The 15,285-nt window shown below is 38.8% G+C and carries 14 protein-coding genes; 11 read left to right on the forward strand and 3 right to left on the reverse strand.

The genetic code is table 11. The annotated features are described in order from the left end of the window. Positions 1-15: 15 nt before the first annotated feature. Positions 16-846: a late competence protein ComER gene (comER, locus tag ACFX4E_RS01615; protein ID WP_025750559.1), complete on the reverse strand. Its 831-nt coding sequence runs from the start codon at positions 844-846 to the stop codon at positions 16-18. Positions 847-942: 96 nt separating this feature from the next. On the opposite strand from comER, the gene ACFX4E_RS01620 reads away from it, so the two are divergent. The 3 genes from ACFX4E_RS01620 to ACFX4E_RS01630 all read left to right on the forward strand — a co-directional run bounded on the left by ACFX4E_RS01620 (position 943) and on the right by ACFX4E_RS01630 (position 4,598). Further along, complete coding sequence (locus ACFX4E_RS01620) at positions 943-1,575, forward strand: helix-hairpin-helix domain-containing protein (RefSeq protein WP_028410612.1); 633 nt, start codon at positions 943-945, stop codon at positions 1,573-1,575. Positions 1,576-1,671: 96 nt separating this feature from the next. After that, on the forward strand, positions 1,672-2,238 hold the full coding sequence (locus tag ACFX4E_RS01625; RefSeq protein WP_014458174.1) for a ComE operon protein 2: 567 nt from the start codon (positions 1,672-1,674) through the stop codon (positions 2,236-2,238). Between the two features lie 68 nt (positions 2,239-2,306). Beyond that, the gene (locus ACFX4E_RS01630; protein WP_377238339.1) at positions 2,307-4,598 is read left to right on the forward strand and encodes a DNA internalization-related competence protein ComEC/Rec2; all 2,292 of its coding nucleotides are present in this window, start codon (positions 2,307-2,309) and stop codon (positions 4,596-4,598) included. 57 nt (positions 4,599-4,655) lie between these two features. On the opposite strand, the gene ACFX4E_RS01635 is transcribed toward ACFX4E_RS01630, so the two are convergent. Beyond that, positions 4,656-4,790, reverse strand: a complete 135-nt coding sequence (locus tag ACFX4E_RS01635) for a YqzM family protein (RefSeq protein ID WP_013059251.1) — start codon at positions 4,788-4,790, stop codon at positions 4,656-4,658. Between the two features lie 326 nt (positions 4,791-5,116). Here ACFX4E_RS01635 and holA point away from each other — a divergent pair, with 326 nt between their 5' ends. Beyond that, positions 5,117-6,133, forward strand: a complete 1,017-nt coding sequence (gene holA, locus ACFX4E_RS01640; protein ID WP_028410615.1) for a DNA polymerase III subunit delta — start codon at positions 5,117-5,119, stop codon at positions 6,131-6,133. Positions 6,134-6,167: 34 nt separating this feature from the next. Here holA and rpsT read toward each other — a convergent pair whose 3' ends face one another. Then, the gene (gene rpsT, locus ACFX4E_RS01645; protein WP_013059249.1) at positions 6,168-6,434 is read right to left on the reverse strand and encodes a 30S ribosomal protein S20; all 267 of its coding nucleotides are present in this window, start codon (positions 6,432-6,434) and stop codon (positions 6,168-6,170) included. Positions 6,435-6,690: 256 nt separating this feature from the next. On the opposite strand from rpsT, the gene gpr reads away from it, so the two are divergent. The 7 genes from gpr (at position 6,691) to dnaK (ending at position 15,124) form a co-directional block, all read left to right on the forward strand. Next, positions 6,691-7,803 (forward strand): GPR endopeptidase, encoded by a 1,113-nt coding sequence (gene gpr / locus ACFX4E_RS01650; protein WP_013059248.1) that lies wholly within the window; start codon positions 6,691-6,693, stop codon positions 7,801-7,803. A gap of 84 nt (positions 7,804-7,887) precedes the next feature. Further along, the gene (locus ACFX4E_RS01655; RefSeq protein ID WP_014458177.1) at positions 7,888-8,223 is read left to right on the forward strand and encodes a DUF3679 domain-containing protein; all 336 of its coding nucleotides are present in this window, start codon (positions 7,888-7,890) and stop codon (positions 8,221-8,223) included. A gap of 128 nt (positions 8,224-8,351) precedes the next feature. Further along, a complete protein-coding gene (gene lepA, locus ACFX4E_RS01660) occupies positions 8,352-10,175 on the forward strand; it encodes a translation elongation factor 4 (RefSeq protein WP_013059246.1) in 1,824 nt (607 codons plus the stop codon). Positions 10,176-10,350: 175 nt separating this feature from the next. Next, positions 10,351-11,490 carry a radical SAM family heme chaperone HemW gene (gene hemW / locus ACFX4E_RS01665; protein WP_028410616.1) on the forward strand — a complete coding sequence of 380 codons (1,140 nt, stop codon included), beginning with the start codon at positions 10,351-10,353 and terminating at the stop codon, positions 11,488-11,490. Positions 11,491-11,581: 91 nt separating this feature from the next. Further along, positions 11,582-12,610, forward strand: coding sequence for a heat-inducible transcriptional repressor HrcA (gene hrcA, locus ACFX4E_RS01670; protein WP_013059244.1), 1,029 nt, complete (start codon positions 11,582-11,584; stop codon positions 12,608-12,610). A gap of 105 nt (positions 12,611-12,715) precedes the next feature. Next, positions 12,716-13,276, forward strand: coding sequence for a nucleotide exchange factor GrpE (gene grpE / locus ACFX4E_RS01675; protein ID WP_377259126.1), 561 nt, complete (start codon positions 12,716-12,718; stop codon positions 13,274-13,276). A gap of 30 nt (positions 13,277-13,306) precedes the next feature. Further along, positions 13,307-15,124: a molecular chaperone DnaK gene (gene dnaK / locus ACFX4E_RS01680; RefSeq protein ID WP_013059242.1), complete on the forward strand. Its 1,818-nt coding sequence runs from the start codon at positions 13,307-13,309 to the stop codon at positions 15,122-15,124. Positions 15,125-15,285: the final 161 nt, after the last annotated feature.

Below are 15,285 nucleotides of genomic sequence, written 5' to 3' on the forward strand. Positions count from 1 at the left end.
GGATTTCTACAGAAATTATGGAATAAGACTATCAAACTGATTGTGAACAAGCTCAATGTCTTCGTCAAATTTTTCATGTGTTTTTTGAAATACGTGCACAAACATCTCTCCGAGTTCAGCTTCTAAAACTTTAATACCTTCTCCGGTTACACCGCCTTTTACGCATACTTTATCCTGCAAGGTAGGAAGCGTAAATATTTCTTTTTCCAACAGTTTTCCCATTCCAATAATCATATCACTGGCCATGACGGTAGCTTCTTCTTCAGAAATATTTGTTTCTTGAACTGCTGCATCAATAAAGCGTTGAAGCAAAAAGCTGAAGAATGCAGGACCGCAGCTTACGATATCGGATGATACGCGCGTAATCGTTTGATCAATAGCCACAGGCTTTGACATAGATGAAAATAATTCATGTAAATAATTTTGGTAAAAAGGCGTACATCTTTCTCCAAACGTGAAAAGAGAAACACCTGCTAATGCCCGATTCGTAATGCTAGGGATAATTCTAGCTGCTTGACTCGGAATGAGGCGTTCGATTTGTTCTACGCTAATTGGACTGGTAATGGATACAATGCAATGATCTTTCGTCAGCAGTGGTTCTAATTTTATTAAAAGGGGGTGAATATCCAATGGCTTAACACAAATAAAAATGACTTTGGATGCGTGAACAACTTCTTCAGCTGTATCAGCAACATGAATTTTTTTATGCTGCTGTTGAATCTCTTTGGCTCTTTTTTTTGTGCGATTCATAATAGTAATTTTAGAAGGACGTACGGCTTTTGATTCAATAAACGCATCAATTAATATTTTCCCCATGTTTCCTGTTCCGATAAACCCTATGTTCACTGATTCATTCCCTCCTTCAAAAGCCTTTTCTTCTAAACACTATGAAGACATAATGGAATTTATGACGTTACTTCAAAATTCAAAGGAGTGTACAATTTGACTTTTTCAAAAAAACACTGGCTAATCGGGTGTATTTGCTTAGCAGTTGGCTTGGCTTTTTATATCTATCGCACAGGTGGAGAGAAACCGGAAAGTTCTCTTCAAACCTCAGATATGATAAGGGCAGAATCTTCTGCTGCAAAAAAAGGAGAGTCGTCTGATCAAGTAATTTCGAGCCAAGATTCTCCGTTTGTTATGGTGGATATTAAAGGAGCTGTTCAGAAGCCTGGTGTATACCAGCTTCCGAAAGATGCAAGGGTAAAAGATGCTCTAGCACAAGCCGGAGGCGCTACGAAAGAAGCGGACTTAAGACAGCTCAATTTAGCTAGCAAGCTACAAGATGAAATGGCAGTTTACATTCCAGCTGCTGGAGAAGAAATCCCGCCTTCATCTCCTGTTTCTTCAATCTCTTCCTCAGGAACTTCAAACGATCAGCCCCTTGTTAATATCAATACAGCGAACACTGATGAACTGCAAACGTTAAATGGCATTGGACCTTCAAAAGCGAGTGCCATCATTTCATATCGAGAGGAAAATGGCTTATTTCAAACAGTAGAGGATTTGGGGCAAGTATCAGGTATTGGCGAGAAGTCGCTAGAAAAAATCAAAGCTCAAATTACGGTACAGTAGAGACTTATTGACGAAAAAGGAAAAGAAACGCTACACTATGAAAGAGACAAGTATAATGATAATTATTCAGTTTTAAATAAAAAGGTAGGGAATGAGATGAACCGGATTTCATGGGATCAATATTTTATGGCACAAAGCCATTTGCTAGCTTTAAGAAGCACTTGTGAACGTCTGGCTGTTGGGGCTACAGTGGTGCGTGATAAACGTATTATAGCTGGAGGATACAACGGCTCGATCAGCGGAGGCGTGCATTGTGCTGACGAAGGTTGTTATGTGATTGATGGACACTGTGTAAGAACTGTCCATGCAGAAGTGAATGCACTCTTGCAGTGTGCTAAGTTTGGTGTGAAAACAGAAGATGCGGAAGTATACGTCACGCATTTTCCGTGTTTAAACTGCTGTAAAGCCCTTATTCAAGCGGGAATTAAAACAGTATATTACGCTAATGATTACAAAAATCACCCGTATGCTGTTGAGTTATTTCAACAGGCGGGAGTGAAAACAGCAAAAGTTGAACTTGATGAAGCAGTCATTGACTTAAAAAGTAAAGAGAAGCTTCAATTTGTGACGGATGTTCTCGCTCGTTTAGAAAAAAGCGGAGCGGACGAAGCAGAAGTGATGAATTTACAGCGTGAAGCTCTCGCTTTATTTACGGCAAATTAAAGGTGAAAGAGGTTTTTTACTATGTAACAGTAAGAAGCCTCTTTCTTTTAAGAAGAAAGGAGCTAAAAGTGAAAGGATATTATATTTACTGTGCTTTTAGCATGATGATAGCTTTATATGTATATGATAATTATTCTGCTGTAAGCCTGTTTTTGCTAATCGTGCTTTTCATTTTTCAATGGCTACAATGTCCGAGGAAAGTGGTTATTGCTTCTGCACTGTTGAGTGTTTTGTGCGTCTACCTATTAGCTGAGACAAATAAGCATAACAAAACGGTTCTTTTAGCTGAATCTTCTTCTTTTACAGGCGAAATTTCATCTGTGCCGCATAGTGACGGCGACAAGCTTACTTTTAAGTTTACGGTTCAAAATGAAGAGGTCATGGCTTTTTATAAACTAAAAACGTTGGAAGAGAAACAGCAGCTCGAAAAGCTAACGATTCATCAAGTTTGTCAACTAGCGGGGCAATTAACTTCTCCTTCACCTGCCCGCAACCTTCATGCATTTGATTATCAGCAATATTTGTACCATCAGTCTATTCATTGGCAGCTTAACGTTAAGAGACTTGATTTGGTAAAATGCCAGCCCCCCACTCTAACTCCACTTACGTACCTTACCTTTATTCGTCAAAAAGGAATTAATTATATTCAACAAAATATGTCGGATCCAGGCGCTGGGTTTATGCAGGCACTAATTTACGGCGAGCGCACCGGCATCGAAGAAGAGAGTATCAAGCGCTATCAGCAATTTGGTTTAATACACTTGCTTGCCATATCAGGTCTTCATGTTGGACTGCTGACAGCAATGTGTTTTTATTTGCTCATTCGGATTGGAATAACGCGCGAGCGAGCCATTACGCTTTTACTTTTGCTTCTTCCTGTATACATGGTTTTGGCTGGTGGCAGCGCTTCAGTTGTCCGAGCTGTTTTTATGAGTATGCTGATGCTTATATCGATAAAAATACAAAGAAAAATTCTTTTAGTTGATAGCATCAGCCTTGCTTTTATGGCCATGCTGCTTTTTAAGCCGTACTATTTATTTGATGTAGGATTTCAGCTTTCTTTTGCCGTTAGTTTTGCATTGATTTTATCGAGTCAGACGATTTTACCCCGTTTTCATTCTTCTTTCAGCCAGCTCATGGCTGTTTCAGCGATTGCACAAATCAGTTCACTTCCTTTACTGCTGTACTATTTTTATGGAGTATCTCTCCTCAGTTTGCCATTAAATATGGTGTTTGTACCTCTGTTTTCTCTTGTTATATTACCTCTTTGTTTGCTCATTCTTTTTGTTCGTATCCTCTTGCCGGGAGTGAGTGAACTGCTGGAGCAAATTCTTCATGTTCTTTTACTTGTTTGTGAAAAATTGCTTGGCTTTTTTGAGTGGATTCCCGCTGATTTTGTAACAGGAAAGCCCCACATTGTGCTGTTTTTGGGCATGTACGTATGCATTTATGCTTTATTTGTGGCGGTCGAAGAAGGGGAATTTTTCGTTCGCTATATGTTTCTTCTCCTGGCATTGTTAGCCGCCCAATGTATGTATCCTTATTTGAATCCAAAAGGAACGGTCACAATGGTCGATGTAGGACAAGGAGACTGCTTTATCATTGAGCTTCCTTATCGAAAAGGTGTGTATATGATCGATACCGGAGGAACGGTTTCATTTCCAAAAGAACCATGGCAAAAACGCCGTTCTTCTTTTGACGTGGGAGAAGACGTACTTGTTCCGTTTTTGCATTCAAAAGGAATAACAAGGGTCGATAAAATGATTATCACACATGGTGATTATGATCACGCAGGGGCGGCACAGCATTTATTTTCACAAGTGGCTGTAGGAGAGCTGGTGCTTGGAGAAAAAGCTGAATTAAATGAGGTAGAGACTGGTTTGGTAATCGCTGCTCAAAAACAAAGCGTACCTGTTCACATTGTTCAGCAAGGAGATAGCTGGCAAGATGGAGGTGTGTTATTTCAGATTATTTCTCCGACAGGTTTCGAAGAAACGAGCAATAACGGCTCGATTGTAATAGACGCTAAGTTAGGAAATTTAAGATGGCTATTCACCGGAGATTTAGAAAAGGAAGGAGAACAAAGAATATTGAAAGACTTTCCAAATCTTAAAGCAGATGTATTAAAAGTTGGGCACCATGGCAGTAAAACCTCAACTTCAGAAGAGTTTGTTCAACATTTAAATCCTAAAGTAGCGCTTGTTTCAGCGGGACAAAAAAATCGTTATGGTCATCCTCATCAAGAAATATTAGAGCTTCTGAAAAGCTGCGGGGTGTATATTTATCGAACGGATGAAGATGGTGGAGTAATGTATGAATTTACAAAAAAGTCAGGAACGTTTTCAAAGCAACTTCCATAGTCTATAGTAAGAAAAACGAACTAAAAAAGACTGCTAAGAAGCAGCCTTGAAGCAATTTTACGAACCCAAGTAGTGAATCACAGTTGCGATAACAAATAAGGCAGTGAAAAAGCCAAATGAAACACCAAATCCTACGGCAGAATCGACAGCGTCGTTGCGTTTACTTTGGACACTTTCTTCAAATTGGTTCATTAACACCCCTCCTGTTTACAGTATAATCTAACTTTTTTTAAAAATCTAGACAATTTAAAAGCGTTTTCACAAACTGACAACAGTTAACAACTATACTTTACGAGCATGAGGAGAAAATAGAGATAAGGGTTTAATCATTAACAAATAAGTAACCTAGGGCTTATATTGTTAATGTTTATCATAAACTGAGGAATTGTCGTTTTAAGGCAATTCCTTTTGTATTGTTGCCAAAAACTCATAACACCTTTACGATAGAAATTGTATTTTGTTTATCAGTAACTATACATAATCAATATAGATGAATAAAAAAGAGGAGCGTATATACGTTGGCAGTTGATAGCTTAAAAAGTATTACCAAAAATAATATAGCCCCCGTTTACTTAATACACGGGGTCAATGCATTTATGAGTAAAAAGATTAGAGATAAAATCGTCGACTATACGTTGAATGAAGAAGATAAAGAATTTAACTTGTCACTATACGATTTAGAAGAAACATCGATTGATCAAGTTCTAGAAGATGCTGAAACGCTTCCTTTTTTAGGAGACAAGCGTGTAGTCGTTGCGAAAAATGCAGCATTTTTAACGGCTGAAAAATCGAAAGATAAAGTAGAGCATGATCTAGCAAAACTTCAGCAATATGTGGAGCAGCCCCCGTCTTTTTCAACGTTAATTCTGCTAGCTCCTTATGAAAAGCTGGATGAAAGAAAAAAAATAACAAAATTATTAAAAAAACAAGCAGCTTACATCGAAGCGAACGAATTTGGTGAAAAAGAAATGAAGCAGTGGATTCATAATTTACTTTCAAAAGATGGAGTGAATATGGATGAAGATGCTGTGACGCTCCTTATTCAGCTTGTGGGTCTTAATGTAACGCTTGTGACAAATGAAATTGAAAAAATGGTGTTATACGTTGGACAAGGCGGAGTTATTACAAAAGAAGTTGTGCTTAAGCTTGTGGCAAAAACGCTTGAACAAAATGTATTTACGCTTATTGACGCTGTTATTCAGCGAAAGGTTTCTACTGCTTTAAATATGTATCAGGATTTACTGCGTAATAACGAAGAGCCTATTAAAATTTTATCTTTGTTAGCGACGCAGTTTCGCTTGATTTATCATACGAAGCAGCTGTCTAGTCAAGGGTACGGTCAGCAGCAAATTGCTCAAACGATTAAGGTACATCCGTTTCGTGTGAAAATTGCTTTGCAGCAGAGCAGAAGTTTTGAGGAACAGCAGCTTAAAGAAATTTTAAAGGATTTAGCAGAGGCAGATTATGAAATGAAGACGGGGAAAATGGATAAAGCGCTTATTTTACAGCTGTTTTTATTAAAAAGAGCGCAATAAAAAAACGATCCTAATGGGATCGTTTTTGTCTCAATTATGCAGATAAACCGTTAAGTTTTACTGCTAAGCGAGATTTTTGACGAGCTGCAGCATTTTTGTGGATAATACCAGATTGTGCAGCTTTGTCTAATTTTTTAGAAGCAACAGCAAATGCTGCTTTTGCGTTATCTACATCGTTGTTTTCAACTAAAGCTTCAAAGTTTTTGATTGCAGTACGCATAGCTGATTTAGCTTGAATGTTATGAGCACGGCGAGCTTCAGTAGTTTTTACACGTTTGATAGCTGATTTAATGTTTGGCATCCGTTTCACCTCCCGAAATGATAACAATCGAGATTATATAGAACTCGACATTCTTCACAATAAGAACAAAAGATATTTTATCAAACACAAGGACAGAATGCAATAGCCTTGACAAGGAATTTTATATGACAGACCTCTCTTCAAAAGCTTGTAGCTGATATTGCGCCTTTCTTTCCACTTTTCATTTCTTAAATGCATGAATCTGCCAGTCCTCGGTGACAATAATTCCAACAAAGATTGTCTAGGAGGTTAAGAAGTGGAAAAAGAACTTGATTTAAGTCAATATAGCGTGCGCACGGATTTAGCTGTCGAAGCAAAAGACATAGCGTTAGAAAACCAGCCTAAACCGAATAACCAGTCAGAAATCAAAGGCGTAATTGTAAAAGAAAAAGAAGAACAAGGTGTCAAAATTTCAATGGTAGAAATTACGGAAGAAGGCGCAGAAGCAATCGGTAAGAAAAAAGGCCGATATGTAACCCTTGAATCGGTAGGTATTCGCGAGCAGGATACTGAAAAGCAAGAGGCCATGGAAGAAGTATTTGCTAAAGAGCTGAATTTTTTTATTAAAAGCCTCAACATTCCAGATGATGCTAGCTGTCTTGTAGTGGGTCTTGGAAACTTAAGTGTTACACCAGATGCGCTTGGACCAAAGGCAGTAGATAATTTGTTGATTACAAGACATTTGTTTGAGCTACAGCCTGAAAGCGTGCAAGATGGCTTTAGACCCGTTAGCGCCATTGTTCCGGGAGTAATGGGAATGACGGGTATTGAGACAAGTGATATTATCTTTGGCGTTGTAAAGAAAGTGAATCCAGATTTTATCATTGCAATCGATGCGCTGGCCGCTCGTTCGATTGAACGGGTAAATGCTACCATTCAAATTTCAGATTCAGGTATTCATCCGGGGTCTGGGGTTGGAAACAAGCGCAAAGAAATCAGTTATGAAACACTTGGCATTCCAGTTATTGCAATAGGTATTCCAACGGTAGTGGATGCTGTTTCCATTACAAGCGATACAATTGACTTTATCTTAAAACATTTCGGCCGAGAAATGAAAGAGCAGGGAAAGCCGTCTAAGTCGCTGCTTCCGTCCGGTATGACGTTTGGAGAAAAAAAGAAGCTCACGGAGGATGACTTACCCAATGAAGAGCAGCGTCAAACGTATCTCGGGATGATTGGCACCCTTCCTGATGAAGAAAAAAGACGTCTTATTCATGAAGTGCTTGCACCTTTAGGTCATAATTTGATGGTTACGCCAAAAGAAGTGGATATGTTTATTGAAGATATGGCTAATGTAGTTGCAGGAGGACTTAACGCTGCTTTGCATCATGAAGTGGATCAAGAGAACTTTGGAGCATATACTCATTAATACGCTTTTAGATGAATGAGTTCTTCACAATATAGTCATAATGGTTAGTACTACAGAAGATAAAGAAGTAAGGGGCCTAATAATATGATTAAATTCACTTTAAAATCAGTAGTGCTAACCATTTTTTTACTGTGCGTCGTATTTTTAGGGATGCAGACGGCTCAGCAAGGATTGATTAAAATGAAGGGATATAATGATCCTTCGATTGAACATGTTATTAATGTGTCTAAAACGTCAGATGGTCAGGTGGAAGCTGCAGTTTTAGGTTCAAAAAAAGTCGTGAATATTGATGAAAAACAGCAGTTTCTAGAAAAACGAAAGGCTTTTAACTTTTTCTCCTCGCTAGGTCAAAGTCTAGCGGAAGGCGTGAAAAGTACAATAGGAAAAGCTTTTAAGGCTATCCATCATCTTCTTAATTAAAAGCAGAATTTCTTTCTGCTTTTTTGTATGGAAAAATCCCCAATGGAATGCTTATTGAATGTTGACGAATGTGTTGTTATAATTTAGTTTAGTGTATTTTGCCGATTTTCAGTAGGAGTGAAAAAAATATGGATAGAGAAGCAAGATTGAAACGACAATCGAAAATTAGAAACTTTTCGATTATTGCTCATATAGACCACGGTAAGTCAACATTAGCAGACCGTATTTTAGAAAAAACAAATGCGTTAACACAGCGAGAAATGAAAGCTCAGCTTTTAGATTCGATGGATTTAGAACGTGAACGTGGAATTACCATAAAATTAAATGCTGTGCAGCTTCAATACAAAGCAAAAGATGGAGAAGAGTATACTTTTCATCTAATTGATACACCGGGACACGTCGATTTTACATATGAAGTGTCGCGAAGTTTAGCCGCGTGTGAAGGTGCTATTCTAGTAGTAGATGCAGCTCAAGGTATTGAAGCTCAAACATTAGCAAACGTGTATTTAGCACTTGATAACAACCTTGAAATTTTACCTGTCATTAATAAAATTGACCTGCCGAGTGCAGAGCCAGAGCGAGTGCGCCAAGAAGTTGAAGACGTAATTGGATTAGATGCGTCGGAAGCTGTATTAGCTTCAGCTAAAGCAGGAATTGGTATCGAAGAAATTTTAGAACAAATTGTTGAAAAAGTTCCTGCTCCTGAAGGGGATCCAGATGCACCGCTTCAAGCGCTGATCTTTGATTCATTTTATGATGCATACCGAGGTGTAGTTGCATCTATTCGTATCGTACAGGGACGAGTAAAAGTAGGCGACAAAATTAAAATGATGGCAACAGGAAAAGAGTTTGAGGTAACGGAGCTAGGTGTGTTAACGCCAAAAGCCGTTGCTAAAGATGAACTTTCTGTTGGCGACGTAGGTTTTTTAACAGCAGCTATTAAAAACGTTGGAGATACGCGAGTAGGGGACACGATTACTCTTGCTAAAAATGGAGCAAGTGAACCTCTTCCTGGTTATCGTCGTCTGAATCCAATGGTATACTGCGGACTGTATCCAATTGATACAGCGAAGTATAACGATCTTCGTGAAGCACTAGAAAAGTTAGAGCTAAATGACTCTGCACTTCAGTTTGAACCAGAGACGTCTCAGGCCTTAGGGTTTGGTTTCCGATGTGGATTCTTAGGGTTGCTTCACATGGAAATTATCCAAGAGCGTATTGAGCGCGAATTTAAAATTGATTTAATTACAACAGCTCCAAGCGTTATTTATGACGTGTATTTAACAGACGAGACTCACCTGTCTGTAGATAATCCGTCTAATATGCCGGACCCACAAAAGATTGAACGCGTGGAAGAACCGTATGTAAAGGCAACGATGATGGTACCAAACGATTATGTTGGTGCTGTGATGGAGCTTTGTCAGAAGAAGCGGGGCAACTTTATTGATATGCAGTACTTGGATGCTAATCGCGTGAGTATTGTATACGAAATTCCGCTAGCTGAAATTGTATATGATTTCTTTGATCAATTAAAATCAAATACAAAAGGCTACGCGTCGTTTGATTACGAGCTTATCGGATATCAGCCTTCGAAACTTGTGAAGATGGATATTCTCTTAAACGGCGAAACGGTCGATGCACTGTCCTTTATCGTGCACAGAGATTCGGCTTACGATCGTGGTAAAGTCATTGTAGAAAAGCTTAAAGAGCTTATTCCACGTCAACAGTTCGAAGTGCCGATTCAAGCGGCAATCGGTCAAAAAATTGTGGCGCGTTCAACAATTAAAGCCATTCGTAAAAACGTTTTAGCAAAATGTTACGGAGGAGATATCTCTCGTAAACGTAAACTTCTTGAAAAACAAAAAGAAGGTAAAAAACGTATGAAGCAGGTCGGTTCTGTTGAAGTACCGCAGGAAGCATTTATGGCTGTGCTTCGCATGGACGAAGATTAATAGCTGAAATTCTATTATTTAACATGTCAAATTAGTTTTGAAAATCAAGCTAATCTGATACGATAGTAAAGAGTTTTGAGCGCTGTAAATAAGTGTGAACGAACATAGATAAAAATACCGCAGAGAGACTCTGCGGTATTTTTATCATTTATAAATGTGATTGAGGTGAAAGTCCATGGTGAAGGCAGCATATCTGCATATCCCGTTTTGTCATCATATTTGTCACTATTGTGACTTTAATAAAGTGTTTTTTAAAAATCAGCCCGTTATGCCGTATTTGGAAAGCATGCGAGAAGAAATGAAACAAACAGTCGAACGTTATCCAACGACCAATTTAAACACGATATTCGTTGGGGGTGGAACGCCCACAGCGTTAGATGAACAGCAGCTAGAGTATTTTTTAGAATCCATTCGTATGTATCTTCCTTATGACGAAAAAGGTGAGTTTACATTTGAAGCGAATCCGAATGAATTGACGAAAGAAAAACTTCAGCTTCTTCATGATTATGGCGTGAATCGTTTAAGCATTGGTGTACAAACGTTTAATGAAAGATTATTGGAGAAAATTGGACGTGTGCATTCAAATAGACAGGTATTTGATTGTGTTGAGCAAGCGAGAAAGATTGGAATGTCGAATATAAGCTTAGACTTAATTTATAGCCTGCCGGAACAAACGGTAGCTGATTTCTCTTCTACGCTTCAAACCGCTTTTTCATTAGAGGTAGAGCACATGTCTGCCTATTCGTTGATTATTGAGCCTAAAACGGTATTTTATAATTTAATGAACAAAGGGAAACTGCCTCTGCCTGCTCAAGAAGAAGAAGCAGCTATGTATGAGCTGCTTATGAAAGAAATGGACAAACAAGGTTTTCATCAATATGAAATCAGTAATTTCGCAAAGCCAGGCTACGAGAGTATTCATAATCTAACCTATTGGAACAACGACGATTATTACGGAATTGGCGCAGGCGCACATAGCTATATAAACGGAATAAGACGAGCAAATATTGGACCATTAAAAAAGTACATTGATTCGGTCGAGCAAAAAGGAAATGCATATCTCAATGAAGTGAGCGTGACCGAGGCTGAAAAAATGGAAGAAGAAATGTTTTTGGGCCTTCGTAAAACGAAAGGAGTCTCAAAAGAGGAGTTTAAGAAAAAATTCAATCGAGAATTAAAAGATGTATTTGGAGAACCTATTCAAGAATACAAAGAGAAAGGACTTTTGGGTGAAGACAATAGCTCAGTCTTTTTAACACACAACGGTCGATTTTTGGGGAATGAAGTTTTTCAAGCCTTTATTGGGATAATCTAATATCAAATCGTTGACATCGCTATAGTGATTTGGTAATTTATTATTAGATTTAGCACTCAGAGTTTTAGAGTGCTAACAGAGGTGATGAAGCGTGCTTACTGATCGACAGTTATTAATTTTACAAGTCATTATTGATGATTTCATTCGATCTGCGCAGCCGGTAGGCTCTCGAACATTATCTAAGAAAGAAGAGTTTAATTTTAGTTCGGCTACGATTCGCAATGAGATGTCAGACCTAGAAGAACTTGGATTTATTGAAAAAACTCATACTTCTTCAGGGCGCGTTCCGTCTGAGAAAGGTTATCGTTATTATGTTGATCATCTAGTGTCCCCGCAGCACTTGAAAGCAAGCGACGTTTCCACGGTACGTTCGGTATTCGCTGAACGCATTGTAGAACTGGAGCAGCTCGTTCAAAAGTCAGCGCAAATTTTATCTGATTTAACGAGTTTAACGTCTATTGTGCTAGGACCAAAAGCGGTCAGCCATAAGTTAAAACAGCTGCAGATTTTACCTTTAACGGCTCAGTCAGCTGTTGCCATTATTGTGACCGATACAGGACACGTTGAAAGTCGGACGATTACGCTGCCGAGCAGTATTCAACCTTCCGATATTGAAAAAATGGTTAACATTTTAAACGAAAAGCTCATCGGCGTTCGCATTACTGATTTACATGATAAAATGTACAAAGAAGTAGCGACGCTCTTAAAAAGCCATATTCAAGGGTATGAGCAGACGATGGATATACTCAATGATGCATTAAAGCTCAACATGAATGGCAAATTAGTAGTTGGCGGCAAAACGAATATGTTTGCTCAGCCGGAATTTCATGATCTTAATAAAATTCGCGGGCTGTTTAACATTATTGAACATGAACAGCAGTTTTATAAGCTGTTAAGCCCAAATGAGGCTGGCATACATGTGAAAATTGGTCATGAAAATAAATTGAATGAAATGGTAGGGTGCAGCTTAATTACAGCTAGTTATTCCTTTGGTCACGAACAGCTTGGCACAATTGCTATACTGGGACCGACCCGCATGGAATATGCGCGTGTGATTAGTTTGCTTACACTGCTGTCATCAGATATGTCTCAAGTATTAACAAACTTGTATAAAGAATAAAGGAATCGGGTGGAATATATTACTTCCATCCTTTCCCTGTGATAAAATAAAAAACGTTGTTTAAAATGTGAAAATGTGTGTAAACATTTAAGGGAGGTGAATGAATTGTCAAACGAAAAGCAAGTAGAAGAACAAAACGAAGAAGTGGTTGAAGAAGTTCAAACAAACTCTGCTGAAGCAACTGAAGCTGAAGCGTCTGAGGAAGTAAACCCTCTTCAACAAGAAAATGATCAATTAAAGCAACAGCTTGAAGAAGAAGAGAATCGCTACTTACGTCTACAAGCTGATTTCGATAATTTCCGTCGTCGTTCACGTCTCGATGCAGAAGCTGCTCAAAAATACCGTGCTCAATCATTAGTTTCGGATATTTTACCAGCACTTGATAACTTTGAACGTGCATTACAAGTTAACACAGCGGACGAACAAGCTAAATCCGTGCTGCAAGGTGTAGAAATGGTATACCGTCAATTAGTAGAGGCACTTCAAAAAGAAGGTGTTGAAGCAATTGAATCAGTCGGGAAAACATTCGATCCATACGAGCATCAAGCAGTGATGCAAGTAGAAGACGATGAATACGAACCGAACACGGTAGTAGAAGAGCTTCAAAAAGGTTACAAATTAAAAGATAAAATCATCCGCCCTGCGATGGTTAAAGTGAATCAATAACACTACATATTATGAAGGAGGTCATTGTCAATGAGTAAGATCATTGGTATCGATTTAGGTACAACTAACTCTTGTGTCGCTGTATTAGAAGGCGGCGAACCAAAAGTAATTCCAAATCCAGAAGGAAACCGTACAACGCCATCAGTTGTGGCATTCAAAAACGGTGAGCGTCAAGTTGGGGAAGTGGCGAAACGTCAAGCTATTACAAACCCTAACACAATTATTTCAGTTAAACGTCATATGGGTACAGACCATAAGGTGGAAGCTGAAGGCAAGCAATACACGCCTCAAGAAATGTCAGCTATCATTCTTCAACATTTAAAAGGTTATGCTGAAGAGTATTTAGGTGAGCCTGTAACAAAAGCTGTTATCACAGTTCCGGCTTACTTTAATGATGCTGAGCGTCAAGCAACAAAAGATGCTGGTAAAATTGCTGGTTTAGAAGTAGAGCGTATTATTAACGAGCCTACTGCAGCAGCACTTGCGTACGGATTAGAAAAAACAGATGAAGATCAAACAGTTTTAGTTTATGACCTTGGTGGCGGTACGTTTGACGTATCTATTCTAGAACTTGGCGACGGCGTATTTGAAGTTCGCGCAACTGCAGGTGACAACCGCCTTGGTGGTGACGACTTTGACCAAGTAATCATCGACTATTTAGTCGCTGAATTCAAAAAAGAAAACGGCGTTGATTTAAGCAAAGATAAAATGGCGCTTCAACGTTTAAAAGATGCGGCTGAAAAAGCGAAAAAAGATTTATCAGGCGTAACATCTACACAAATTTCTTTACCATTTATCACTGCTGGAGAAGCTGGCCCTCTTCACTTAGAGGTATCTTTATCACGTGCTAAATTTGACGAGTTATCAGCAGGCCTTGTAGAACGTACAATGGCTCCTGTGCGTCAAGCTTTAAAAGATGCAGGCCTTTCTGCAAGCGAACTTGATAAAGTAATCTTAGTTGGTGGTTCAACTCGTATCCCAGCGGTACAAGATGCGATCAAAAAAGAAACTGGTCAAGATCCTCACAAAGGTGTAAACCCTGATGAAGTAGTTGCACTTGGTGCAGCAATTCAAGGTGGCGTATTAACGGGTGATGTAAAAGACGTTGTATTACTAGACGTAACGCCTTTATCACTAGGTATCGAAACAATGGGTGGCGTATTTACAAAGCTAATTGAGCGTAATACGACGATTCCAACAAGTAAATCACAAGTATTCTCAACGGCTGCAGATAGCCAAACGGCTGTAGATATTCATGTTCTTCAAGGTGAGCGTCCAATGTCTGCAGACAACAAAACGCTAGGTCGTTTCCAGTTAACTGATATTCCACCTGCACCACGCGGAGTACCTCAAATCGAAGTGTCATTCGATATTGACAAAAACGGTATCGTAAACGTTCGTGCAAAAGATTTAGGCACAAACAAAGAGCAAGCTATTACAATTAAATCTTCAACAGGTTTATCAGATGACGAAATCGACCGCATGGTAAAAGAAGCGGAAGAAAACGCAGATGCTGATAAGCAACGTAAAGAAGAAGTGGAACTACGCAATGAAGCAGATCAATTAGTGTTTACAACTGAAAAAACACTAAAAGATCTTGAAGGAAAAGTAGAAGAAGCTGAAGTAACAAAAGCTAACGAAGCAAAAGATGCTTTAAAAGCAGCGATTGAAAAGAATGACCTTGAAGAAATCAAAGCGAAAAAAGATGAACTTCAAGAAATCGTTCAAGCGTTAACTGTAAAATTGTATGAGCAAGCTCAACAAGCTCAGCAAGCAGGTGAACAAGGCGCTCAAAATGATGATGTTGTAGATGCAGAGTTTGAAGAAGTAAACGACGACAAAAAATAATGCATCTTGACGACTAACGTGAATGACGCCATGGTGCGATTCACATCTTTTTAAAAAGTCAAAGTCAAGCTTATTTCTTGGCTTTGACTTTTTTAACGTGGAAAAGCGAAAGGGAAAGTTTTTCACTTGGCTCTCTGCGTGCACGGGAGCAATAGAAAGTA

The sequence above is a fragment of the Priestia sp. YIM B13491 genome, from assembly GCF_042787605.1.
Taxonomy (GTDB): domain Bacteria; phylum Bacillota; class Bacilli; order Bacillales; family Bacillaceae_H; genus Priestia; species Priestia megaterium_E.